This window comes from Paenibacillus phocaeensis (assembly GCF_900021165.1).
GTDB lineage: Bacteria > Bacillota > Bacilli > Paenibacillales > Paenibacillaceae > Fontibacillus > Fontibacillus phocaensis.
Map to the genome: position 1 here is coordinate 16811 of NZ_FCOQ01000012.1, position 26112 is coordinate 42922.

General features: G+C 46.1%; 15 protein-coding genes and 1 pseudogene. 8 read left to right on the top strand and 8 right to left on the bottom strand.

The features are described from left to right. Positions 1-27: 27 nt before the first annotated feature. Positions 28-4155 carry a glycosyltransferase gene (locus BN3795_RS05680; protein WP_068783745.1) on the top strand — a complete coding sequence of 1376 codons (4128 nt, stop codon included), beginning with the start codon at positions 28-30 and terminating at the stop codon, positions 4153-4155. 27 nt (positions 4156-4182) lie between these two features. Next, positions 4183-5358, top strand: coding sequence for an acyltransferase family protein (locus tag BN3795_RS05685; RefSeq protein ID WP_068783746.1), 1176 nt, complete (start codon positions 4183-4185; stop codon positions 5356-5358). 209 nt (positions 5359-5567) lie between these two features. On the opposite strand, the gene BN3795_RS26255 is transcribed toward BN3795_RS05685, so the two are convergent. Together BN3795_RS26255 and BN3795_RS05700 are read right to left on the bottom strand one after the other, a co-directional pair. After that, positions 5568-7123 (bottom strand): IS3 family transposase gene (locus tag BN3795_RS26255; protein WP_408635009.1). Its coding sequence is split into 2 segments (ribosomal slippage): positions 5568-6466 and positions 6466-7123, totalling 1557 coding nucleotides; the frame shifts between segments, so codons are not numbered across the junction. Between the two features lie 233 nt (positions 7124-7356). Further along, positions 7357-9378, bottom strand: coding sequence for an HAD family hydrolase (locus BN3795_RS05700; RefSeq protein ID WP_068783748.1), 2022 nt, complete (start codon positions 9376-9378; stop codon positions 7357-7359). A gap of 1188 nt (positions 9379-10566) precedes the next feature. On the opposite strand from BN3795_RS05700, the gene BN3795_RS05710 reads away from it, so the two are divergent. The 3 genes from BN3795_RS05710 (at position 10567) to BN3795_RS25485 (ending at position 14692) form a co-directional block, all read left to right on the top strand. Continuing rightward, positions 10567-13023 (top strand): O-antigen ligase family protein, encoded by a 2457-nt coding sequence (locus BN3795_RS05710; protein WP_068783750.1) that lies wholly within the window; start codon positions 10567-10569, stop codon positions 13021-13023. A gap of 83 nt (positions 13024-13106) precedes the next feature. Then, on the top strand, positions 13107-13799 hold the full coding sequence (locus BN3795_RS25480) for a helix-turn-helix domain-containing protein (RefSeq protein ID WP_059046659.1): 693 nt from the start codon (positions 13107-13109) through the stop codon (positions 13797-13799). 26 nt (positions 13800-13825) lie between these two features. Beyond that, positions 13826-14692 (top strand): IS3 family transposase, encoded by an 867-nt coding sequence (locus BN3795_RS25485; RefSeq protein WP_232729871.1) that lies wholly within the window; start codon positions 13826-13828, stop codon positions 14690-14692. A 103-nt stretch (positions 14693-14795) separates the two neighbouring features. Here BN3795_RS25485 and galU read toward each other — a convergent pair whose 3' ends face one another. Next, positions 14796-15671 (bottom strand): UTP--glucose-1-phosphate uridylyltransferase GalU, encoded by an 876-nt coding sequence (gene galU, locus BN3795_RS05725; RefSeq protein WP_068783752.1) that lies wholly within the window; start codon positions 15669-15671, stop codon positions 14796-14798. A gap of 148 nt (positions 15672-15819) precedes the next feature. Further along, the gene (locus BN3795_RS05730) at positions 15820-16017 is read right to left on the bottom strand and encodes a hypothetical protein (RefSeq protein WP_068783753.1); all 198 of its coding nucleotides are present in this window, start codon (positions 16015-16017) and stop codon (positions 15820-15822) included. Between the two features lie 321 nt (positions 16018-16338). Between BN3795_RS05730 and BN3795_RS05735 the strand changes: the two genes are divergently transcribed. The 3 genes from BN3795_RS05735 to fucO all read left to right on the top strand — a co-directional run bounded on the left by BN3795_RS05735 (position 16339) and on the right by fucO (position 18590). After that, complete coding sequence (locus BN3795_RS05735; RefSeq protein ID WP_068783754.1) at positions 16339-16512, top strand: CopG family transcriptional regulator; 174 nt, start codon at positions 16339-16341, stop codon at positions 16510-16512. Between the two features lie 143 nt (positions 16513-16655). After that, on the top strand, positions 16656-16955 hold the full coding sequence (locus BN3795_RS05740; RefSeq protein ID WP_068783755.1) for a DUF6809 family protein: 300 nt from the start codon (positions 16656-16658) through the stop codon (positions 16953-16955). A 483-nt stretch (positions 16956-17438) separates the two neighbouring features. Beyond that, positions 17439-18590, top strand: a complete 1152-nt coding sequence (gene fucO / locus BN3795_RS05745; RefSeq protein ID WP_068783756.1) for a lactaldehyde reductase — start codon at positions 17439-17441, stop codon at positions 18588-18590. Between the two features lie 1062 nt (positions 18591-19652). Here fucO and BN3795_RS05750 read toward each other — a convergent pair. From BN3795_RS05750 to BN3795_RS05765, 4 genes and pseudogenes are all read right to left on the bottom strand, one after another. Continuing rightward, positions 19653-21122: pseudogene (locus BN3795_RS05750) on the bottom strand (peptidase U32 family protein); the annotation flags it as partial. A gap of 417 nt (positions 21123-21539) precedes the next feature. Next, on the bottom strand, positions 21540-22205 hold the full coding sequence (locus BN3795_RS05755) for a deoxynucleoside kinase (RefSeq protein WP_068783757.1): 666 nt from the start codon (positions 22203-22205) through the stop codon (positions 21540-21542). Between the two features lie 2 nt (positions 22206-22207). Beyond that, positions 22208-22831 (bottom strand): deoxynucleoside kinase, encoded by a 624-nt coding sequence (locus tag BN3795_RS05760; RefSeq protein ID WP_068783758.1) that lies wholly within the window; start codon positions 22829-22831, stop codon positions 22208-22210. Positions 22832-23048: 217 nt separating this feature from the next. Next, positions 23049-25826: a DUF5704 domain-containing protein gene (locus BN3795_RS05765; protein ID WP_068783759.1), complete on the bottom strand. Its 2778-nt coding sequence runs from the start codon at positions 25824-25826 to the stop codon at positions 23049-23051. Positions 25827-26112: the final 286 nt, after the last annotated feature.

Below are 26112 nucleotides of genomic sequence, written 5' to 3' on the forward strand. Positions count from 1 at the left end.
TTTGAATATGGAATATTGGAGGAGCTAATGTTGTTCACAATGTTGTTCATCAAAAGACTTAAGGATCTCGCTTTTAATTTTTTTGTAATTAAAAATTACGATATCAAAAGTGAATATGAAAAATATGTGAGTAAAAACATTAAGGAACATCATAATAATAGATTACAGAACAGATTACAGCGTTGGATGCTATTAATTCATTTGAATTATCAGTACCGTATAGTGCCAAGAGTTCATCGATTATTCGGCAAAGGTGCTAAAATTAATGGCAAAGGGAATAACGACAAGGTTCGTTATTTTGAAAAAGCAGAACAAAGAATGTCAATTGACGAAATGTTGACTGTGCTAAGCGAATATGATGTAATTTCATTCGATATTTTTGATACCGCAATTTATCGAAAGGTTGAAAAACCTACTGATGTATTTACTATTATGGCTGCTGAAATGGGTCATAATGACTTTCGAAAAATTCGTATGGATGCCGAAAACGAGGCACGAGCATTAAAAGAAAAGTTCTTTTTTACGCGTGAGATCACTCTTTCTGAGATTTATGATATCCTTGAGAAACATTATGGAATCGATCGCTATTGGATGAAAAGGGAGATCGAACTTGAGCTAGATCTTTCACAGGTCAACCCATATATATTTGAAGTGTACCAGCATTTGGTTGAAGCGGGTAAAGAGGTCATCTTTACGTCTGATATGTACCTACCTAAGGAAGCCATCATTGAAATGCTAAAAAAGAATGGCTATACAACTTATTCGAAACTATACCTATCCAATGTAGTTAAGTTGCGAAAGGGAGATGGAACACTTCAGAAACTGCTTCTTGAGGATTATAAAGGAAGACGAATCGTGCATATAGGAGACTCGAAAGCTTCAGATATTGACAAGAGCATTGAAGTCGGATTGGATGCTATTTATAATCCAGATTCGAGCACCTCATTTCGCGAATCTGATATGGACAATTTAGCCGGCAGTTTTTATCGTTCCATTATTAATACTAATATGAATAATGGAACGTGGGATAAAAGTCTGTATTATGAACATGGCTTCAGAGTAGGTGGTATTCTCGCTGCGGGATTCTGCGAACATATTAATGCAGTAGTCGAACAGAGAAAGATTGACAAAATCCTTTTCTGTTCCAGAGATTGCGAAATTCTGTGGAATGTATACAATCAGTTTTATAAAAAGTGTGAGAATGAATATTTGCAAATTTCGCGCTATTCTATTTTCAATATTACTAGCGAACGGTATTTATATGATCTGGCTAGCCGATATATTATTCGCTATATGAATAAATATAAATCCGAAAAAACCATCGGAAGAATTTTTGAAGAGAGCGGGTTTGAGTATTTAACAGACTATCTTAATGATGATCATATTGATAGATTTTGGTTTCCTGGCACAATTGACATAAAAAGAATTGAGCGCTTTGTTTTTAACCATAAGGATATCATTATCCAGCATAACGCTTCTATGGTTAATGCTGCAAAAAAGTATTATGCATCGCTTCTTGGAGATTCAAAAAATGTATTAGTGGTCGACATTGGCTGGAGTGGCACTTGTATTACAGCATTTAAGTACTTCGTAGAGAAACACTTTCCAGAAAAAAAATATCAAGTATCCGGTGCGTTGATGTGCACCAGTAGAAATAATTCTGTAACATCCAGTATCGAAAGCGGGGACATATCATCTTATGTTTATTCAAATTTGAATAATATGGACTTGACGCGTTATATGTTTCCGGGAGGGAAAACACTCTCTGTTACAGAGAGTGACAAGTTACATATGCCGTTGGAATTTCTTTTTACTTCCTGCGAAGGCTCTTTGATAGGTTATGAGGAACGAGAGGATGGTAGCATTGATTTTATAAAATCTAGCTATACTCCTAATAATACTCATGAAATTCAAGAGATGCAATCCGGATTGATAGATTTTATAAAGATCTTTAAGGAATACACAACACCTTATGAAAAGCTATATACGATTTCTTCCTATGTAGCATTCAATCCGTTGAAAGAATCAATTAGATATCAACAATATATCAAGGCTGTATATCAAAACTTTACTTACGATGCCATGACGGCTCCATTTGCGGCTGCTAATGTCATAAGTTTTGGACAACTGTTCGGAAGTTCTTCATCAAACCAACAGGTTTCAGATGTGTCGCAAGAAAAAAAACAAATCTTGTTTATTAGCCCAGCATTGACTTATACTGGAGCACCCAGGAGTTTGCTTCGTATGTGTAAAGTAGCAATTGATCTTGGATATCATCCAGTGGTTTGGAGTGCAAAAGACGGTCCTTTTGCTGATGAATTCGCTAAGATAGATATTAAAGTTCAAATTGTCCCCGAAGCTGAATTGCAAAAGCACAAGGTCGTTCAGCAGATTAAATCCTTTGATATGGCAGTATGTAATACGATTGAAACGGATAGCTATGCAAGGCTATGTGAACGGTATATCCCGACAGTGTGGTATATTAGAGAGGCCACTAACATACCTGACTTTATCAGAAATCATTTTCGCAGAAACTATACACTTAAGCACAGCAAGAATATATATTGCGTAAGTCAATATGCAGCTGACGCAATCAATCCATTCGCTAATAATAAGGTCAAGGTCATCCACAACTGTGTAGAAGATGAAGTCGATATGGCAACACAATACCATACTGGTTCGGCAGATAAAGTCCGTTTTGTCCAGTTTGGAACAATAGAATACCGAAAGGGATATGATGTGTTGTTGTCGGCATTCAAAGCTATGCCTGAAAGGTACCGCGATTCGGCAGAATTGTATTTTGCCGGTGGCTTCATCAGTAGCGGAGCGCCGTTCTGTTCTTATTTCTTCAGTGAAATAAAAGATGAACCAAACGTCCATTACCTTGGTGAAATTCAAGGGGAAGAGAAAAAGATAAGTACACTGTCTACTATGGATGTCGTCGTTGTTGCCTCTCGTGATGAGTCATGTTCCTTAGTTGCCTTAGAAGGCGCTATGCTTTCCAAACCGTTGATTTTGACAGAAAATGTAGGTGCAAAGTATGTGGTTGGCAAGGATAACGGTGTAGTTGTTAAAACGGGAGATATCGATAGCCTGAAAATCGCTATGATGAAATTAATAGATAAAAAAGATGAGCTTGCGTCGATGGGAAGGGCATCACGTGAGTATTATGAAAAGTACGCAAGTATGGATTCCTATAAGCAGGATATGGAAAAGCTTTATTCTCTAACTGAAAAGAAAAAGTCATTAGCTTTCTTCATAGAAAAAACAAGAAATAAATTCCGCTATAATAAATATAGGGTAGTTTATGAGGAAATCCGTGAACAACAAAATAATGCTAAATCGCGGAAAAAGAAGGAAGATGTTGTCGTATCATTGACATCGCATCCTGGAAGGATAAACACAGTCTCTTTATGTATCGAAACATTGATAAATCAGACAAGTACCCCCAAAAAGATTCTGCTTTGGTTATCAAAAGATCAGTTCCCGCAATTGGAGAAGAATTTACCGGAAGAACTGATTAAATTGGAGAAGGAGCATTCTATTTTTGAAATTCGTTGGGTCGATAACGACATAGCACCTCATAAAAAGTATTTCTATACCATGAAGGAATACCCAGATATTCCTGTCATTATTGTTGATGATGATGCGTTTTATGATTCTACCTTGATTGAAAAGCTTATGAAAAGCTATCGTGCATTCCCTGATTGTATTTCGGCTATGCGTGCAAATCTAATGACATTTGAAGATAGACAAAAATATAGAGCCTACAGCGGATGGATTATGGAGTATAAAATGTTGCTGGACACTCCTTCTTATCAACTAGTACCTACGGGTGTCGGTGGGGTTCTTTATCCTCCAAAGGCGTTGCCGGAACAGGCGTTTAATTATGAGGCAATTATGGAAACCTGCCGCTATTGTGACGATCTGTGGCTTAAGGTGTTATCCAGTCATAATGGATACCGTACAGTTGTCCCAAGAGATTTCTGTCTACCCAGAATTATTCCATCGACTTCAGAAACTGCTCTTTGGCGGTTAAATGTAAACCAGAACAATAATGATACTTCAATGAAAAGTATCTTAGAATATTATGATAAGAATATTGGGCGAAGTGCTGACTGGTTGCAGAAGATATGGAAGGATCGTTACTGTTAAATTGTAATAATCCAAAAGAGGGATATTATGCCGAGAACAAACAGACAAATAAATAAGGATTCAGTAAGTAACCTGCGATTGCATAGCCTAGATGCATTGCGTGGTATAGCTGCACTTCTTGTTATTATTACACATTATGACACTGCTACTGGACCAATAGTCAGTTATAGCGGATTTGATATTTCGCATATTCCATTATCCTTTTTCGGAAATCAGTTAACAATATTGGGATATTCTAATCTTCTAGACTTATGGAATTCACTTGGTTGGGGGTATTTGGCTGTTCAGTTGTTTTATGTTTTGTCAGGGTTCATATTTATGTACGTTTATCAAAAACAGATAACAACCTGTGAGAAAAATTTTACTGACTTTGTGGTTGCACGGTTTTCAAGGTTATATCCGCTTGTATGGGTTACAACCTTTATAATGATTGGAATTTTTCTGTTAGCAGGTAAAACTAACGAACTTTCGGTCTATAGAGTTATTGTAAATTTTTTGATGTTAGGTGGGTTTGAAGGTAATAATAAATTTGGTATTAATGGTATCAACGGTCCAATGTGGACACTAACGGCGGAGATTTGGGCATATGCCACATTTTTTCTTATCTGTCGATATTGGGGTAAAAATAGATTAGTGTTTATAGTGCCAGTTCTGTTAGGTATGTTCATTAATCAGATGAACATACAATCAATAGGTTTTTTTACACCGAACTATATTCGAGTTTTTATTGGTTTCTTTATGGGCTGTTTGACATATGTGTTGGTTTCAGCGGTCAAACAAGAGAAGTCTTCAAGGCGATTGGGTTGGTGGAGTCTTCTTATCTTTATGGTTATTATAGGAATTGGAATGGCAACCGGAAATAAAAGTATAGGCGACATAACTATTGTATATTCGTTGTTGATATTTCCAGCACTCATTATAGCCGTAATGAATGTTAAGTGGCTTCGCAAATTTCTTTCAATGAGATTCTTTCGCTGGCTCGGCGACTTATCATTTGGTATCTACTTGTGGCATTGGCCTACCTTCGCATTATTTGGGATATTATACAGAAAGGGCCTGCATATCCCGCTAAATTCAAAGTGGTTTATGTTAATGATTTTTGGTATAGTGCTTGCAGTTGCACATTTATCATTTTACTATTTTGAGCGACCAATGCAGAAGTTTATACGAAAAAAATACTCTGAACATAAAATGTCCGTGTAAGTAATAATATGCTTATATGTATGTGGGCAAGTGTTAGGACTGCATGATCGTACTGTTGGTAACTAGCCAATACTGTCAACGCCAATGATAAAACATAAAAACCGCTAGTTAAAAAACGTAGCAACTCTGAGCAAACTGACAGCTAAATCGGGCCATACACTTTATGAACTGCTCCCCGTCAAGTAGACAGTACAAAAAATAAAAGTCAGTTAGGCGGCCTTGGTCCTGAATTCCGTTGGACTTAGGCCGTTTAGCTTTGCTTGTAGTTGTTCGTAATTGTAAAAGTGTATGTAGTCATCAATATCCTTTTTGAGATCCTCGAAGCTTTGGTAGGTATGCAAATAATACTTCTCGCATTTCGAGGTTCCCCAGAAGGATTCCATCGGTCCGTTATCAATGCAATGCCCTACTCGGGACATACTCTGCTTAATTTCAGCTTCGTCCAACAGCTCCTTAAAGCGCAATGACGTATATTGGAAACCACGGTCACTATGAAGCATCGGTGTGCTGTTGGGGGCTGCCTGCAAGGCTAAATCCAACGTCTGAAACACGAGAGGATTATTATTGGAGTGTCCCAGTACGTAGGAAATAATCGATTTGTCATGAAGATCAAGGATTGCGCTTAAATAGGCCTTCTGGCCATTACCGTATTTAAATTCCGTGACATCCGTTACCCACTTCTCATTCGGCGCTTCGGCCTGGAACTTACGATTAAGTATGTTCTCAGCCACCTGCTGCGGCGTAGAACGCTCATACTTCTTTTTCTTTCTACGGATGACGGACTGGATTCCCTTCATCTGCATAAGTCGTTGTACTCGTTTATGGTTAATCGATCTTTGCATTTGTCGACGCATATGTAACGTTAATTGCCGGTAACCAAAGGTGCCCTCGACTTTCTCGTACAAGGACATCATCACTTCCGTTAACTCTCTGTTCTCCATCTCGCGCATCCCAGGAGTGCGATGAAGCCACTTGTAATAGCTTGACCTCGACACCCCGGCAACCCTACACAAAAGCTGTATACTGAGTGACTCTGCTTGCTGGACAGCCTGAATATCAAGGTAGATGTTCTGTTGCCGGTGTTGGCTTAGGGACGCCTCCTTTCGAACTCTTGTAACTTTTTTAAGAACGCATTCTCCGCCCGGAGCCGCTCGTTTTCGTACCCCAGCTTTTTCATGTCGAGTTTTTGCTGATCTGCTTCGGTCAATTCTTCAGGCGCCCTTGTACGCCCTCTGCCGTCTTGCAATGCATCCTGGCCGCCTACTGCATACTTTCTTACCCATCCGTACACTTGCTGGTAAGAAACCTGGAACTGCTTCGCTGTTTTTGTGTAATCTTGTCCATTGGCAAGGCAGTACAAAACAATGTCAATTCTTTCTTGCCATGTTGTAGAACGTCCCTTGGTCATAGCCTTTGTTCCTCCTGTATAAGCTTTTAAACTGCTATGACCATTATACTTCTTAATCCAGTTGGCAAGTTGCGTTCGACTCGCAATCCGATATTTATCGATAACTTGGTTCTGCGACAATCCCCCATCCAGGTAATCTTTAACCGCTTGGCCCTTCAACTCCTCAGAATATCTACGATTACGAGTGCGGATCGCTAATCCCTCATAACCATATAGCTGATAACGACGTCGCCATTTGGCTATTGTAGACTTGTTCAAACCGTACTTCCTGACAGCTCCCTTTATTCCAATATCGCCGCTTTCAATTTCTTGAAGGATATCTAACTTCTCAGTAGCACTGAGCTTCTTTTTAGGCATGAAAAAACTCCCCTTACAGTTAACAGGTTTTATTATTTCACCTGTCTACCGTATGGGGAGCATATCATTAATACAGTGGGTGGCCCGGTTTTTTAATGGCCCAGTCCTCTTAAGGGCATAAGTTTGATCGTTTAGACCTGGATTCATCTTATAAGGGCGGCGGTTACATGGATGATGCCAGCTGTAATGCTAGATCCCCCTGCAGATAGCCCATCGCGCACTCGAGGTTTTAGCTATCTCCGTAGCTTATCTACAATATAAGGAATCACTTTGCGTGGATTATATAGCGCTTTAACAAATAATCTATACCCTTTGTGAAAGATGCTGTAAATTTTATTTGTCGTTTTATAAAGTACGTATTCTTTTCTTCTGAATGTGTTTCCATCCCACATAATCGCACTAGGCCAAAGATTGGTCCTAGCTCTACGAATCTCTTTATTTTTCTCCGTTCTACTTGCCCCACTTGGAACTGAACTCACATACACCTGCTTTGAATGAGAGTCTCCAATTCCAACAATGCCTGTCAGCTTGCTAAACTCCATCAAATCTTCGTACCGCTTATCATTAATAAACGTCATATAATCGCTCAAACATTCTTCAGAATTCAAGCCATGCAAGTATTCAGCATACTTCTCGTACTCATCCGATATGCTCAGGATAGCCAAGCTCATATCTTGAAGCGCCTGTATGACGACTGGATTATCCTCCACGTTTTTCAACACCGGAATCACCCGATCACCTACAAGTTCAAATCCTACAAGTGACCCATGAGGAGCAGAAAAAATGAATTCATACATCATGACGTTATCCATAATGCTTTTTCGATAACGGCGAGGTCTACCTAGATTAAAAGCATAGCCCTTTACCTTATCGGTAATATCATCGTAAACATTCTCGATTGTACCTAAATAGTAGCCATGAACAGACAAGCCCGTAATATCACAAATTGCCTTATGAGTCGAACCTCTCCAGCCGACATCAACAACATGGATCTCGTGATTTCCATTTATGCCATGTTGCTTTAAATACATTTTCAATAAATCCTTCTCTGCACTCAACTGATTAACAATATCTGGATATATGGACTTCAGTAATTCTCTAGCATTACGAGTATCACGCTCATTTTTCAACTTATCTGTAAAACCTATAAATCCGAAAGATTCGATTCTATCCGCATAGTGTTGCTTATCTAAACGCAGATTATCAAATATTTCGCCTACCGTAACACTCTGGCCCAGTCCAGTATTATGTGCCGTCAACAACTCTAAAGCTTCCTCCTGCTTCATATTGAGCGCATTAGGAACTTGATAGGCCCTTCTGGAAGCGTAGAGATATTGAGCTGTAGGCAGGTCTTCCCGATGTGCTGCCAGTTTCTCATAAAGCTTATATGGCAAGTATCCGTCTCGTGCCAAAAAATAAACATTAGGTTTACCTTTCAATTCCTTCATCAGCCACGTTATAAATCCGTAGAATAAGGAAGAAACCGTATTAATGCCGAACCGTTGCCAATAGTTTAAGGTTTCTTCCGTTTCGGTATAATTGATCTGAATCGCCTTCATGATGGATTGTCGTAATGTATATGCACCCTTTACGCCAGCTCTTATCCGTACATCCTCATAATGATAAGCTTCAATATTTTCTTTCTTAGCATTCTCGTAATCGGAAACCCGATTGTCGCCAATATGTAGCCAGCCAGATTCAAGCTGATATTGTTCTTTAATATGTCGATACATGCTGCGGGAGGACTTTGTATAACCATCGGCACCCGAGACCCATAAAGCATCGAAATCATCATATCCATTCTCTTTCAATAGAGATCCTATGAACTCCTTTGGCAAATACATATCCGAGATAAACCATATCGTTTTACCTTGTGCAAGAGCATAATCATAGATGCGCTTAATAAACCGATTTCCAATTGTAAACTCTCGCTCAATCGATATTTCAAGCTGTTTCGCGTCATAACTTTGTTTATCTCCTACTCGTTCCGCAAGCACTTGGTAGATCTCATCGAAATGGACGTCTTCCCGCTTCGAACGTTTTCGCGCTTGGCTTTCTGCCTCTATTCTTTGTTTTTTGAAATTCGGTATCGGATTTTGATCTTCTGTTAATTTCTGCTCAATAATTGCAAAAATATCGACAGGATAAAGAACGTTACGTAACAATGCCGTATCGAAAATGTCGAAAGAGATATAATCATTTTGATCAATCTGTAGACACAATTGCTCATACTCAATCTGTATCTTATTGTTCATAGAAATCTCCTCAAAAAACAGTACATGGCATGCCCATTCAGCCAGTACGCCCCAATATAACCATTCTCGATTAATTATAACACACATGACCTACTGTAGTTTGAGTAAGTAACTGGAAATCAAATACGGGGTCCAAAATAATTCGCGTAAATCCAAAAAATTCTTGACTTTTCGAGAATGCCACAGTAATCGCAGAGGATACCTTTTTTCAAGGTATACTTCTAGATTACAGGTGGGATCCCAATATCTGCGTTCAAAAACCATGATTTACGAAGTTGAATCACAGTGAAAGTGCTGGTACACCCTTTCTCAAATGCTTGTGGTGAGCGATCTGACTTCTTACTGCTGCTCACGCTGTCCGGTATCATGAAACACAGTGGCACGCCGTCTGACTACTTCGTTTTCTCTATGTTGTCGGTTTCGTTTCTAATTGCTCCTCAGTAGTTCAGATGGTGCAACTGGCCGATAAAAAGACGCCCTGCTAAAAGAAGTGAATTGATGCTTGACCTGTGGAGACTTGCGCGGTACACCTTAAGCTACTTCCTCACGAAGGGCTTCGCATAAGACGTCATTCGGTAAAAACCGGTTCATGCGCTTACAATAAGTTTCTATGAAACTAACCGACCTGAAATGTCGTCTATCTCGATGATTCCTTTGCCAAGCAGCTTCCATACCTGAGTTGGCTCTATGACCACTCCACCAAAGCTTGGGCGACGAATTTGGCCGTTTCGTAAGCGGTTTTGAAAAGCGGACTGAAATACCCTCTCTTCTAATGCCATCCCGAATCCGAGATGCAACACCACGCGCATTTCGAGCTATTATTCGCAGCAGAAATGTTGCTCGCTACGGCGCTTTTCAAATTGAATAAAGAAAAAACGAGTGATGAGAAAGGCTACCCCACGGCAAAATGGTTTTTGGCCTCTTCCACACTCATTGCCAGGTTCGCGAAAAAAACCACAAAGGCATTCAGCGAATCTTTATTGATTGTTACACACATGTAAAGCAATTTGCAAGACTCGTTGCATTGTTTTGGCCACCGCATTATCTCATGATTCTTTGGGCTCTCCAAAACCGGAATTTTACCAGAGTCTACCTCGAACTGCATAAGTCTTGAGTTCATAAACTAGTTTATTGTAAAGAAACTATGCTAAAATAATTGTCGTACCTATTCGCAAAGGAGATAAATACGTGTCGAATCCAGTATACGGGAAAAAAGCCACAGCGTCGAGAAATGGGGAAAAGTTACCTGCGGCGCTTTGGGTGTTAATGGTCGGGTTGATTTTGTTCTTGGTCTGGTCCCCGTTCCAGGCGGGTCTATTCAACGGACTTGCTTTAACTTTCGAAGAAGCGATCTATTGGGCAGTGATTGTGGGCAGTCTGTTGATGCTGGCCTGGGTCGCCGCCTACTTTAAAAGTATCAAGCTGGAAGACCAGCGGGATTGGACGGCGCTGTTCGTTCTGCTTATTCCCATAACTTACATTATCGCACTGATTTCCGCAGCTAGCCAGTACTTTGCTGCCAATATGGTGTTGATTCAGTGTCTCTATGCTTTTATGTTCATCATCGGACTATACCTGATGCAACATCGCAAAGTGAACCAAATCCTGGAAACGACGATGATCAGTGTAGCTTATGCCATTGTCCTGTTCGGCTTGTTCAACTGGCTCGGACAAGGTCGGACGGTGTCGGCAATTGTCGGCTGGTTTACAGATACCGTCGTCAACGGACAGTACAACCAGGCAGTTTGGGTGGACGCTAACGGTCCGCGGCTGGCATCGGTATTCCAATACCCGAATACATACGCCGCTTTCCTCATGGCGTTCTTCTTCGTTGCCGTGTTTGCGATAACCCGTTCGAAAAAATGGTATGGACAAGCCATCCACGCCTTTATGCTTGTGCCGATTGTGCTCTCGTTATTACTTACTTTGTCACGCGGCGGTTTGGTGTTCCTGCCGATCGTGTTTATCGTTTTGCTGCTGTTCCTCAAGCCGGCGAAGCAGATTCTCTGGATCGTATACTGCCTGATTGCCGGAGTCGGCACCTTGGTCATTGCCAAGCCTGTAACCGAACTGGGGCAGCAATTCCATCTGGGACAGATCGGCGATCCCGCTAAAGGGTGGTTCCCTGTCTTGGCCGCTTCGATCGTTCTGGCTGTTGTCGCTTGGCTGATCCAACGTTTTATCGCGCCTCGTTTGGAGAACGGCACGCGCAAGTGGGCCGGTAAGAAGCTTGCCAGCTTGTGGCTGCCTCTCGTTTCCGTTGTGGCCGTAGGCATTTTAGCAGCCTTGCTCTTGGGAACCAATCTCAAGCATGTTCTGCCCGGCAATATCGGGGAACGTTTGGAGAACCTCAATCTACAGCAGCACAGCTTCCTGGAACGGATCACGTTTTACAAGGATGCCGTGAAGGTTCTCAAGGATTATCCGATTATCGGTGCAGGTGGCGGCGGTTGGGCGTCCATTTTCGAAAAATATCAAAACAACCCTTACGAAAGCCGTCAAGCACACAGTTTTGTAATGCAGTACCTTGTTGAGGTCGGAATTTTAGGCTTCCTGGTTATGGGGGCTTTCCTGATCTTCATTTTCTATAAATATATTCGCGGGTACATCAAAGCGGATGAGCAACATCGCGAGTCCTACTTCGTTTACTTCATCATCGTCCTGTCCATTCTGATGCACAGCTTGATGGACTTTAACATGAGTTACGTCTTTTTGGGCATATTGGTATTCCTGGGGCTTGCGGGCATGGCTGCAGGGATGGATAACCGTCCTGTGCCAAAATTCAGCATGAAGGCGGGCACGATTCGCGGAATTTATAGCTCGGTTATGGTCGTTGCTTCTCTCGCCCTGATCTTTATCTCGATCCCTTATATTCAGGCGAGCCAGGGAGCTTCTCAAGGAAAATTCCTGATCGCGACGAGCAGTGATTTCCAGGAAATCAAAACTCCTCTGGATGAAGCGCTGAAAAAACGCAGCAATCATCCGGACGCCGTCATTTATATGAGTGTCTTGCTGCAAGCCGGATTTGAGCAAACGAAGGATGAGGCTTTTTACAATCAAGAGCTGATGCTCCTCACGAATGCCCTGAAAAAAGATGCTTTCAACAAAAATATGTACAACCAGTTGATCAAGCTTTATGAAACCAAAGGGGAGTATGACAAAGCCTACGTCGTGCTGCGGGATAATGCCGACCGTTACGCTTGGGACATGGCATGGTATGAGAAGCTGATCGTCCAGTCATTCGAACTGGGTTATCAGGCGCTTGGCCAACAGGATGTTGCAAAAAAAGAGGATTACTTCAAGTCCGGTCTGGCCGCCTATCAGCATGTGGTTGACGGGGTTGAGCACCTGAAGACGTTGCCTGAGGGTCAGATGCAAGGGAATCCGTTTGAAATCACGCAACCGATGGTGTTAAATGCCGGTAAAATGCAATTCATGATGAATGAATCGGCTAAGGCCGCGGAGATCTTCAAGGTTGGTCTTAAAGATGATTTGACCGACGGCACGAACCGCGAGATTGCCCGCTGGTATCTGGCTGCTTTGCAGAAGACAGGCGCCAGCGACCAGGCCGTGTACGACCAGTTGCTTCAAGCCGATCCTTCCGAGAAGGATTCGATTGAGCAATTAGCTAGCTTGACGTTCTAAGCAAAAAAACGGTCTCTCCCAATGATAAGCTACCCCTATATAGGACAATGAAATATAACACGTCCTATATGGGGGTATTTTTCATGTCCAAATCAATGAAAGGGATACCGACAGAGGAGAAAGTAAATCTGGTTGAAAAGTATCTGAAAGGTGAAATAAGTAGAGCGTATGCAGCAAAAGAAGCAAATGTGGATCCGGGTACCATTGCTCTATGGGTTAGACTTTACGAGGCAGATGGCCCTACTGCTTTAATGGATCAGAAGCAGAATAAAAAATATTCGACGGAGCTGAAGCTAAAAGCTGTTACTGAATACCTATCCGGAGTTGGAAGTCAAAGTACAATTTGTAAGAAATACCATATACGTTCACGAGACCAACTCCATCAATGGTTAAAGGTGTATAATTCTCATGGGACTCTCAAATCCACGACTGGAGGAAGTTACATGAGAAAGGCAAGAAACACCAATCCGGAAGAGCGGTTAAAAATAGTCCAGGACTGCCTGACAAACAATAAGAATTATGGGGCTATTGCCCTAAAATACAGGGTTTCCTATCAGCAGGTACGTAACTGGGTGAAAAGGTACGAGGCGATGGGCTCTGCCGGTCTTGAGGATCGACGGGGACGGCGTGCCGGTACGTTACCAGGCAGAACGCCCGAAGAGGAATTACGTGATCGTATTGTTCAGTTGGAACGTGAAAAACTTGACCTGCAGATGGAAAATGACCTGTTAAAAAAAGTAAGGGATTTGGAGAGGGGGCGACGACACTTACTCTGATCAGGCATCAATGCGAATACGAAGCCATTAAGGAGCTTTCTGAAGAGAAGCATTATCCTGTCCATAAACTGTGTAAATATCTGCACATCGCGCGATCCGCTTATTACAGATGGCTTAAATGCCCGAAGAGTAGACATCAGATCGAGAATGAGGAAATTGCTAGAGAAATTCGGGAGATTCACGATGAGCATCCGGATATGGGATACCGCAGAATCCGTGATGAACTTGCAATATATCATGACATCAAGGTTAATGACAAACGGGTTCTAAATATCAACCGGAAGTTGCAAATTCACTCCTGTATAAAGTACAAATCCAAGAGCTGTACTAGGGGTTCTAGCAACCCATACCATATCGCCAATAACTATCTGAACAGGGAGTTTCATGCCGAGGCTCCAAACCAGAAGTGGCTGACAGACGTATCCGAGTTTAAGTACCGCACGGGTACAGAAGTACGTAAGGTCTATCTGAGCGCTATCCTCGACCTATATGACCGCAGAATCGTGGCTTTTAAAATCAGTGACCATAATGATAATCCACTGGTGATGAACACCTTTGATGAAGCGATACAGCTTGAGCCGGACGCACACCCGCTCTTCCACAGCGATCGGGGATTCCAGTATACAAGTAGAGAGTTCTATACGCGGCTTCAGCAGTCGCATATGAAGCAGAGTATGTCGAGAGTGGCACACTGTATTGATAATGGACCGATGGAAGGCTTCTGGGGAATACTGAAACGTGAGATGTATTATGGGCATCGCTTTACTGACCATGATGTTCTTGTAAAGACAATATCGGATTATATCATTTACTACAACAACCGGCGTTTACAGCGTCGACTGAAGATTATGACACCGATGGAATTCCATAATAATTATCTGCAAGCTGCATAAACACACTGCCCGCCGTAAACCGGCAGGCAGTGTGTATAAATCTTATAGTTTTTCATTGTCCTCTTGACGGGTAGCACACCACCACAAAAGGAGAGGCCGTTTTCTAGTTCAAGCTATCCAAGATAATCTCCGACATATATTTGATGAGTTCGTCGCGCAGCTCGGGGTTTTCGAGGGCGTAATGGATGGAAGTTTTGATAAAGCCCAACTTCTCGCCAACGTCGTGGCGGGTGCCTTCGAAATTGTAAGCAAGGATCCGTTCAGTTGTTCCCAGTCGCGAGATGGCATCCGTCAGTTGGATTTCCCCGTTGACGCCAACCCGTTGCTCTTCAAGGATGCCGAATATGGCTGGAGTCAAAATGTATCTTCCCATGATTGCCAGATTGGAAGGCGCTGTTCCGGTCTTTGGCTTTTCTATTAATTGATTCGCCAGATATACGCGGTCTTCGATCATAGTAGGATCTACGATCCCATAGCGGGATACTTCGTCCCAATCCACCGGCTGAACGCCTACCACGGATGCTTTATGCTCGTCATATACATCAATCATCTGCTTTAAGCAAGGTACATCCGACTCGACGATATCATCGCCGAGCAGCACAGCAAACGGCTCGTCCCCGATAAACTTGCGTGCGCACCATATTGCATGACCGAGGCCTTTGGGCTCTTTTTGCCGAATATAATGAATGTCCGCCATCTCCGAGGATTTGCGGACTTCCTCCAGTAATTGAAATTTGCCTTTTTCGTTAAGGTTATACTCTAGTTCAAATGAGGCGTCGAAATGATCTTCAATCGCGCGTTTGCCCTTCCCCGTCACAATAATGATATCTTCGATGCCGGATGCGACCGCCTCTTCCACGATATATTGAATTGTGGGCTTGTCGACGATGGGCAGCATCTCTTTGGGCATCGCCTTGGTTGCCGGAAGGAATCGTGTGCCTAGACCAGCAGCGGGTATAATTGCCTTGCGAATTTTCATGAACAGATTTCTCCCTAGATAAGATGTAAAACTCCAATGCTGTTATTATATCACAAGCAACCGCACTAAATAGCTAGGCGGACCTAGAGTTATCCTCCGGATCCGCCGAATAATGATATTTCCTGTACGTTTTATATTTAATTCATCCTTACTGGATCCAAAATTTTCGCCATGTGAAGCGCTGGGGAAGTTGTTCCTCGTCACGGATCCGATTCCCCGGTTCCGGCGTGTGCAGGAAGCGTTCGGTGCCGAACTCGATTTTACGATATTCTTGTTCGCCGCCGATTTCCAGCCGTCCTTGTACGCGGGTCACGACCGACTGCATCTCGAGGAAACCTTCAAACATCACTTTCACCCTCCTAAAAGTTTGTGAGCGAAGCTCGAAACCAAGGTGTATCTCCGATGAACCAACCTCTGTCAAACCCGCTCTGCACCTGATTTGTTTACGCTTTCATTATAGCATATCAACGATTTCTTTATAACCGATAAAGATCGGTTATCGCCCCTTTCGAGGCCTAGTTCACAAACCTTCCACAAGTTGTATTTGATAGGAAAACAGGTGTCCTTGCAGGGTGTTTTTCTTCAATTTTCTGGAATTTTCTAATTGACTTAACGTGGGACAAATTATATAGTTTATTTGTGTGGGACTGAAAGTGAGGTGAGTACCTTGAGTCCACGAACAGGACGGCCAAAAGCGGAAAATCCCAAGAAGTACAACATCAAAGCGCGCTTCGATGAAGATTCGTACAACGCCTTGAGCGCTTATTGCGACAAGCACCAAATTACCATCACCGAAGCGATTCGGTTGGGGATCAAGAAGCTTTTGTCCGAACAAAAGTAAAAGGAAGCGGCGCCCATCCCACAAAGAACGACGCCACTTCCCCCCAAAGGCAACCCCAAGAATGGAAAGTTGCATAAATATCCTACCATGTGCAATCTATCCTTTCAAGGAGGCGGCCTCTTACATGGAAAGGGAGGGTTTACATGCCAAACCTATTGGAAGAGTTGTATGCCGGTCATATTATGCCGGATGAAATGATCGTTTCCCGTGACCCCCGGTACCGTCCGGTGTGCCGGCAAATTTCCGATCTCACCGAATACTGGCACAAGAAACTGGGCGAAGAAGCCTTCAGCGAGCTGGAAAACCTGCTCGACCTGCATGCCAAAGCCAATGCCATGCATGCCGCGGCCGTGTTTTCACACGGCTTCAAGCTGGGAGCGGCCCTCTTCGCGGAAGTTTTCAATGGAAAAGACGAGCTTGTCCGCCCAACCTCATCCCTCTAAATACGGGGCGTGAACGAACAGCGGAATTAGGTCCAGAGAGCCCGGTTAGCCGATCCGATCCATGCGGCTGGCTGGGCTTTTTTGAGCTGCATAAGTGCATTTCATGTTCCGCAGAAACGCCTATTGGAGCGACTGAAAAGCAAATGTGCAGTTGTTTTGAAATCATTTGGAAAATTAAGGGTCTACGAGCGGAAATGAACTGCAGTTTTACATTTGATAGGCTAGATCGGGGCCGTTGGGCGAAAACCACCTGCACTTTTGCATTTCGTACGTATTTATGCTTCAGCCATCCTCACAAAACAAAATAAATTCACATTTATTATGTTGTTTTATGTTGAATCACCAACACTCAACGATTATGATGTAAACAGACGGAAGTTGCCAAGTCCCCTTCGCGGTGATGATATTTCACTGTCCGGAGACGTAGAAACAGAACCCGGCAGCTTCATTCAAGTGAAAATTTTCACTACTAGGAGGATGAACATGAGTCAACGGATGATTTTGAATGAAACGTCGTATTTCGGTGCCGGAGCGGTTGCTAACCTTGTGAATGAGGTGAAGGGCCGCCATTTAGGCAAAGCACTGGTGGTCACGGACAAAGAGTTGGTGAAATACCAAGTGGTCGCTAAAGTCACGGAACTGCTGGATAACCACGGATTGCCGTACGCTGTGTTCGATGAAACGGTAGCCAACCCTACCATCGAAGTGGTGCAAAAAGGAATCCAAGCCTACAAGGCGGAAGCAGCCGATTATATCATCGCCATCGGCGGAGGATCGCCGATCGATACAGCCAAAGCCATCGGGATCATCATCCATAACCCGGAATACGCTGATGTGCGCAGTCTGGAAGGTGCGGTCGCAACGGCCAAGCGATCCGTGCCCATCATCGCCATCCCGACAACCGCCGGTACGGCAGCCGAGGTCACGATTAACTACGTCATCACCGATGCCGAAAACAAACGCAAATTCGTTTGCGTGGATCCCCATGACATTCCGGTCGTGGCGATTGTCGACCCCGATATGATGAGCTCCATGCCCAAGAGCCTGACCGCCGCCACCGGGATGGATGCCTTAACCCATGCGATTGAAGGATACATCACTAAAGCCGCTTGGGAGCTGACCGATATGCTTCACCTCAAAGCCATCGAGGTGATCTCCCGCTCCCTTCGCGGTGCCGTCAATAATGAGACGACAGGACGTGAAGGCATGGCGCTGGGCCAGTACATTGCCGGGATGGGCTTTTCCAATGTCGGGCTGGGGTTGGTTCACGGAATGGCGCATCCGCTGGGGGCATTTTATGATACACCGCACGGGGTAGCCAATGCGATCCTGCTCCCTACGGTCATGGCCTATAATGCGGACTATACTGGCGAAAAATACCGCGACATCGCCAAAGCCATGGGCGTTCCGGGAACCGAAGCCATGCGTTTACAGGAGGCACGCCATGCTGCGGTGGCCGCAGTACGGCAGCTATCGCTGGACGTCGGCATCCCGGCTCATCTTCGCGAGGTGGGCGTGAAGGAATACGACATTCCGGCGCTGGCGAAATCCGCCTTCGAAGACGTCTGCACGGGCGGCAACCCGCGCGACACGTCGATCGCCGAGATTGAGGAGTTGTATCGGGGGATTTATTAAGTCGGACGGGTTCGAAGCTCGGGTTGGTCGGGGTGTCTGAGTAGAGTGGGTTTTGAGGTTGACAGGGATTGGACCGGGGCTACTGAGGTACTGGGTTACTGGGCAGGATTACGGGTTACAAGGAGTGACTGACGAAGCATCGCAAGAATGGCTATGGAAGTTACGGGTTGCGAGTTACGAGCTACGGGTTAGGAAATACGGTTTGTGGTTTGTGGTTTGTGGTTTGTGGTTTGTGGTTTGTGGTTTGTGGTTTGTGGTTTGTGGTTTACGAGTTACGGGGTTACAGTTTACGGTTTACGGTTTACGGTGTTACGGCTTACTAAGGTTGTCCGAGGATAGTTGGGAGAGAGTCTGGCCGGCCCGCATTGATCGGGATGGAGTCATGTCTCATATTGGCTTGGTCGCGTTGAGTCGCGTGGTTCGCATTGAATCGGGCTAGTAGCGTTAAATCGGGTTGATTCGAGTCGGGTTGGTTGGTTCAGTTTGGCGGCTAACGGAACTCAGAGACGTTATTTGCTCCAACAGTGGGAACACGAATTTGTAACGGAACCAGGAGACCTTATTTGCCCCAAAATGACCGCAGACACCCACTTTAAGCTGAATAACGCCCTCTTGTTCCGTTAGAGCGGGAAATATCCGGGAAATGGGCAAATAACGTCGTTCAGTTCCGTTAGAGTCTTTTACCTCGGGACCAACCCGTCTTGGGCTCCTTTCGAAAAAAGTTCGCAAACGTGTAAATTTTATTTTGATTGTGATACAATGAAAGTACTTATTAAGGAGCCGTGCTTGCAGGCACAGCCCCGGGCAATAGCCGCTTTTAAGGGCGGTAGGCTTTTATTGGAATGGCAGCAAATAGACCGATTCCTTGGCCGAGGGCGGTCTATTTGTGTTTATGGAAGGAAAGTATCAGGACCATTAAAGTCGCGAATGAGATCATTAGTTGCTTGTCTACTATTATACTATACTTGTTAAGTAATGGTATTTTCATAGATTACAACAAAAAGGGAGCCCCTGCGGTATAACTACCGCGAACCCCGGGGGCTCCCTTCCTTATTTATTNAGCTGAAACACCGTGCCGCCGAGACGCCCGAACTGCTCTTCGAGCAGGGCAGCGTCCATCGGCCGTTTTTGCGCGACCTCGAGCTCCAGCTCCGAGTCGACTTGCACCGTCGTTCCCTTCTGTACATCCGTCCAGAAGGTCGACAGCAGCCCGCCGGCGTGGCCCACCGCCCGCACATGCACCGGGAAGACGCGATACGGCTTCTCGGTCTCGTACGTTTGACGCAGCCGCTTGTCGAGCGCCGGATCGCTGGTCTTCCAGATGCGATCCCCGACGTGCACGCGGCGCAGATCCACGTCATTGCGCCCCGGCACAATGTCGACGATCCAGCCTTCCCCGGCTTCGCCTTCCTGCTTCACGCCTTGGCGGCGCAGATCGTAGACGCGGCCGCCTTCTTCTTTTTTCGTCGGATCCCCGGCATCAAATACGATCCCGTCCCCGCGCTTCAGCGGCGCTTCCAGCTTGCAGATGACACCATCGCGCAGCACCTTCTCCACGCGGCCCAGGTAAACGCCCCGGCTTTTCGGGAACGTTCCCTCGACCAGCTTCTTATTGTTCGTTCCTTCCAGGAAGCCATGCGTAAAGCCGCGCGAAAAGCTCTGCTGCAGCTCGCGAATCTCTTCCTTCGACGGGCGGGTGTCGTCTCCATCAAAATAACGATCAATCGCCTTGCGGTATTTGCTCACCACGTTGGCGACGTACTCCGGGCTTTTCATCCGGCCTTCGATTTTGAACGATGTTACGCCCGCTTCGATCAGCTCCGGCATGATGTCAATCGCCGCCAAATCCTTCGGCGACAGCAGGTAGGCCACATCCCCCATCGGCTTCAGCTCGCCGTCGACGATCAGATCGTACGGCAAGCGGCACGCCTGTGCGCATTCGCCCCGGTTCGCCGAGCGCCCGCCCCACATTTCCGACGTCAGACATTGGCCCGAGTAGGACACGCACAGCGCCCCATGCACGAACACCTCCATCGGCAGCTTGGCTTGCTCCCCGATCACCTTGATTTGCTTCAGGTTATTTTCCCGGCCCAGCACCACGCGTTCCATATTCCACGGCTTCACAAACTCCACGGCTTCCGGCGAAGTGATCGTCATCTGCGTCGAACCATGAATCGGAAAATCCGGCGACAATTCGCGGATCAGCTTCACCAGCCCAAGATCCTGCACAATAACCGCATCCACACCCGCGTTGATGCACGCTTCAATCAGTTCCTGCGCGTCCCGCAGCTCGTCCTCGAATACGAGAATGTTAAACGTGAGGAAGCCCTTGACCCCATAGCTATGCAAAAACGCCATAATCTCCGGCAGCTCGTCCATCCGGAAATTGTTCGCCCGCGCCCGGGCATTAAACTTCTCTACGCCAAAAAAGATCGCGTCCGCCCCGTTCGCCACCGCCGCCCGCATGCAATCCCAATCGCCGGCCGGCGCCAGCAGCTCCACATCCTGCCGCGTTAACGTTGTCTTGCTCATGTATATCCTCCCAAACCGGCTGCAGCCGGCATGTATTCTACTTTATTCGTTCGGAAAACTTCAAAATTAAAGTGTCAACCAACTTATATATTCTAGCAGACATTGCTCGTGCACTCTAGCCCCCTTATGACCCTTCGCGCGGCTTCTTTACACCATTATCCCTTTCGTTCAGGATCAGGGGGAGGGATCGTAATGAGAGAAATTTGGGTGGGATAACAAGCATACGGTTACGAGGTGGCCATTTTACTGTTGCAAGCTGAGCCTTTTGTTCCCTACTTCCCACGACCTGAGGCAACGGGATAATCATCAAAAGAGCGGGGCACAGATACCCCCCACCCAGGTCCACCCTATAATTTATAATTCTCAACGCGCAAAAAAGAAGCCAACGGAAGCTGATCTCCCATTGACTTCTTCCCATTATAAACCTATCCGCTTCGCCCGCGAGGCCTGGATAATCTCCCCCGCCTGGCGGATGATCTCATCCAGCGACGCTTCGTCCGTGGCATCGTATTCGTCGATATTCAGCCGCAGCACCGGGCAGGCATTGAACTCCTCGATCCATTTCGCGTACCGTTCATGCATATGCTGCCAATAGGAGACGTCCGTCTGAATCTCCATTTCGCGGCCTCGCAGCTGAATCCGCTTCAGAATGGAAGACAGATTCCCTTCCAGGTAGATCAACACGTCCGGATGCGGAAAATACGGCGTCATCACCATCGCCTCAAACAAGCTGGTATACGTCTCGTAATCCGTCTTCGACATCGTGCCTTGATCGGCGTGCATTTTGGCAAATATTCCGGTGTCCTCGTAAATCGAACGGTCCTGGACAAATCCCCCGCCCGCTTCAACGATCGCCTTTTGCTCTTTAAACCGCTCCGCCAAGAAATAGATCTGCAGATGGAAACTCCAGCGCTCAAAATCATGGTAGAACTTCTCCAGATAAGGGTTGTTGTCGACCTTCTCCATCGAGGTGCGGAAGCCAAGACGGGAAGCAAGCGCGGTGGTTAAGGTGGACTTGCCGACGCCGACGGTACCCGCTACCGTGATCAAGGCGTCTTGGGGGATGTGAAATTGATCCGTCATTTTTATAAGTGCTCCTTTATCTTGGCAACGATCTGTTCGAAATGCTCCGGGTGTTCCACGAAATCCAGCGCATTCCCGTCAATCGTAATCACGACCGTCTCCGGCTGCTGTGCTTGCAACTGCGTAATCGCCGTTTCATAATCTTCGATCAGTTGCTGTAAGTAACCCGGATCGATGTCCTGCTCAAAGCTGCGCCCGCGTTTTTCAATTCTTTTCAACAAGGTGGCAAGCTCCGTTCGGATATACACAATGACATTGGGTTTAGGAAGATCATCGGTCAGCAGATGATAAATCTGCAGGTATTTTTCCCGTTTGTCCCCATGCAGCGTGCGCTGGGCAAAAATCCAGTTTTTATAAATATGATAATCCGACACGACCGGCAAACCCCGGGACACATAATTTTGAACCGTATCCTCCAGTTGCTTGTACCGGTTGCACAAAAAGAACATTTCCAGTTGAAAGGCCCATTCCTCGATATTCTGATAGAACTTGTCCAGGAACGGATTCTCGTCGACGATCTCCTTCAACAGCGGGTAATCAAACCGTCCGGCGAGCATCGTAGCCAGCGTGGTTTTTCCGGCTCCGATGGCGCCTTCCACGGCGATAAACGGGCATGGCTTCTTCACTTAAAGGTCCTCCCAAATCTCACTTGCCTGAAAAATAGACTCCAATATTGTAACACAGAATTCACAGCATCGTGGGGAGAAGTTCGCAGAAAAAGAGGAACCCTGTCGTCCGGGCCAGGAATCGCTCCGAGCAACAAAGTTCCCCACACCTTTTAATCCTCATCAGCGAAGGAATCCATCGATTTCTCTCTCTTGCATGGACCGCACGGCTTCCCGACTAATGCGTCACCAACGGCCGAAAATCATCCCGGCTCGACACATCCGCATGATAGAACGCCACATCCCCATCCTTCAGCGTGTAGTGCCGCCCGTAAGGGTCAATGACACTCCGCGCGAATCCCTCCATCCCGGCCCACTGGTTCATCAGCGGCGCGCGGATATATTGGAGGTACGGTTTCCCCGTCTCCCCGTTCCGCACGGTCTCGATGTTGAAGTTCACGACGAGATATCCCTTTTTCAAAAAAATCGCCGATCGATCCGTCAGCCCCCCATGTGTCCGTCCATACTCCGCCACGTTTGTACCCGCCGGAACGGCGTACAATTCGGCCGGCAGGCTGTATTCGCCGTACCATCGTTGTACCGCAGCATTCGCCCGCGCCGGATCTACGCCGGAGGGAATTCCCGTCTTCGGGCCCATCAGCGTGCGTACTCCCTCCGGCAATCGCAGCAGACTAAAGCTGCCGACGGGTGTTTTTTGCTGCGACTGTTTCTGAATGTAACGTTGCACGAACTGGCTTCGCCCAATCCCGGCCACCTGATTAAAGGTATAATCGTGATCGTATCGATAGAGCGCCGTGTCCGTCAATTCCTCGATGGGCACATTTCTCAACCGTTCGTTCAGAACAACATAACGCTGCACCTGATCCGATGCCGAACCGATTCGTACATAACTCCGGCTCCCGGTATGGTAATACAGGTCGACGGGCTGCCGCGTCCCCTTCGTTGCGTCGATGAAATCAAATGTAGGCGTAATCACGATTTGATCCAAGGGGCCAAACATGTTCCCTTTCGTTTTGAGGTCGAATTTGAAATGGTAGCCTGTTTTGATCACCGTGTTTTTGTAGAGCGGATGACTTCCCGGGCGAATCGGCAGTGTGTACAGCGGCGGATTGCCTCTGGGCGCTCCATCAATTCCGTTAAGTCCAACCCAGTAAGCCGCCCCTGTAGGCGTCCGGCTTCCCGCCGCCGCCCGAAACACGCCTTCCCAGTTGTAATCCGCGATATCCGTCACCTGAAAATCGTACACGCGCCCAATCACGTCAACCGGCACTGTGCCGTAAGCGATATGATGGCTGAGGTTCAAGTTAGCGTTCGTCTGCTCCGTGGCTCCGGAGGGCGCATTATGCGCGATGGTGCGGAATTCGACCGTATAGAACCCTTCATCCACCCAAACGGGGAGGTAGAAGGCAAATTGCTCCGGAGATTTGTCCACTTCGATCCAGGTGTTTTTCGGATAAAACGCCGCCTTCGTTCCCTCGTACACATCAAACGGAAAACGAACCTGCTTGCTGCCTATATATTTCAAATAGTCCCGATTCCCGTACCCCAGATAATTCGTGTGTTGGCCACGGTTGGGCATCATGACCATAAAAGGGCGATCCAAAATGATCGCGGATCGTCCCGCCGCCGGAGTCGTTTTCTGGTTATGAGCCCGGTCGTCGGAGACACCGGGGTACATTACCACAGGCGTATGTACGGTAACGCTGTTGATGCCGTTGATGGGGAAGCTTTTGTCGGAGCCGCCATTGATATTGCCGCTCATGAGCCCGTAGGAAATCGTCCCGGTGCTTGGCTGATTCGCTCGATTCGTCTTGCTGGTGGGAATGACCTGTCCCGGACTGTACAGCACATTGTTGGAGATTTGAGTTGCCGTGGGAATCTGCCCCGGCCGCGGTCCCGTCCGTTCGGTTTGAGTGCCGTTCATGACCGTACTGCCGTTGAAGGTGAGGCTGTCGTTTTGGACCTTAACCTCGTCAACGGCGTCCTCAGCATAGGACTTTAAGTTTTCCCCGCTGACGTCCGGTTTCGTTTTCCCGCCCGACTTGCTCCCGGAAGGCGCCTCCACCGTACTCGGCGGCGATGGCGGAGTAAAATCGCCGGACTTGGATGTGACGTAGCTTGGCGGCGTATACCCATTAGGCGATATCCGGATGCCATTTCCATCAAAAGCGTAATTCTGCAGCGCCGCTTCGTTAATTTTGTAAACCTCCAGGTTATCGATCACCCAGAACGAATACTTCCGCTCAATCGTATACGACTTGGTCACCGTCTCGCTGGCCGACTGCGGGTCGGGTTCGGTATGCGTGTTCCCTTTCTCGTCCGTGACTTCTTTTCCGGGATCCCAGGTTAGTTCAAACGTTCGGTTCACCGTAATGGCAAAGCTGCAAGTTCCGCTCATTTCCACAAATTTATTTTGGGATAGATAGCTTTTGGCAAGCACATTCCCGTACAAACTCTCGGTTGTGGGGATGCCATCCAACACATTGAATCGTTCAGACCCGCGGCTGTCCGCCCGAATGACCGCGCTGACCGTCGGATCGTTCAGCGGGACGTCGATGATGTTGCCGCTGGGAGCAGGTGAAGTGCACCCGCCGGTCGGGTTACCAGGATCTCCTCCAGGAGGTAGCCCCTCCTTTTCATAATAGTAGTAAACGTAATAAATGGAGAAGTTCCCTTCATACTTGAACCCTGGCGGGTCTCCCGTAGCCTCCGTCGGCCCTCCTTCCGGCTCTCGATCAATCCTTTTCTGATAACCCTTATAGGTATAGTCCGGCGGAAGATTCTCCCGATGCTTCGCTTGAAAGAACTGATCCTTCACAAGTTTATGCGTTTCATTCTTAAAGCCATCCACCCCGTCCAGCGGGGTACCTTTGGTTGTGTAATATTTGATTATTGCTTGGCCTTCCTCAGGTTCAAGTGTGAACTCAAAAAGAATCGGAAAGTAATAACGATATGCTTTAACGCCCGCCCCGAATTCGCCAGGGCTGTGTTCCATAGCTATTACATCATATATGTCTGATGAGTAAAGACGCCCAGTAACCCCAAGGCGAAAAGTAATATTACTTGTTCCTCTACCGTTTATCCCCTCTGCCGCTCCTACTGAGATAACTTGAGAAAAATAATTTTCTAAATCGTTTATGTTTCCAGCTCTTGAGTTCGTATAATATTCAATATGCTTTGGATTACTTGCTGTAAACTTTTGAATCTGTACATCCAGAACTTTTCGCCCAGGGAATGCAAAATTATAATTATGAAATAATTCATCACTTCTTACCGTTTCT

Bases quoted from the DNA above. Each gene is read 5' to 3' on its own strand.
- BN3795_RS25480 (WP_059046659.1), top strand. From the start codon at position 13,107: ATGTCCAAATCAATGAAAGGGATACCGACAGAGGAGAAAGTAAATCTG.
- BN3795_RS05755 (WP_068783757.1), bottom strand. From the start codon at position 22,205: ATGACGGATCAATTTCACATCCCCCAAGACGCCTTGATCACGGTAGCG.
- BN3795_RS05685 (WP_068783746.1), top strand. From the start codon at position 4,183: ATGCCGAGAACAAACAGACAAATAAATAAGGATTCAGTAAGTAACCTG.
- BN3795_RS05730 (WP_068783753.1), bottom strand. From the start codon at position 16,017: ATGTTTGAAGGTTTCCTCGAGATGCAGTCGGTCGTGACCCGCGTACAA.
- fucO (WP_068783756.1), top strand. From the start codon at position 17,439: ATGAGTCAACGGATGATTTTGAATGAAACGTCGTATTTCGGTGCCGGA.
- BN3795_RS05740 (WP_068783755.1), top strand. From the start codon at position 16,656: ATGCCAAACCTATTGGAAGAGTTGTATGCCGGTCATATTATGCCGGAT.
- BN3795_RS05680 (WP_068783745.1), top strand. From the start codon at position 28: ATGTTGTTCACAATGTTGTTCATCAAAAGACTTAAGGATCTCGCTTTT.
- BN3795_RS05700 (WP_068783748.1), bottom strand. From the start codon at position 9,378: ATGAACAATAAGATACAGATTGAGTATGAGCAATTGTGTCTACAGATT.
- galU (WP_068783752.1), bottom strand. From the start codon at position 15,671: ATGAAAATTCGCAAGGCAATTATACCCGCTGCTGGTCTAGGCACACGA.
- BN3795_RS05765 (WP_068783759.1), bottom strand. From the start codon at position 25,826: ATGGAACACAGCCCTGGCGAATTCGGGGCGGGCGTTAAAGCATATCGT.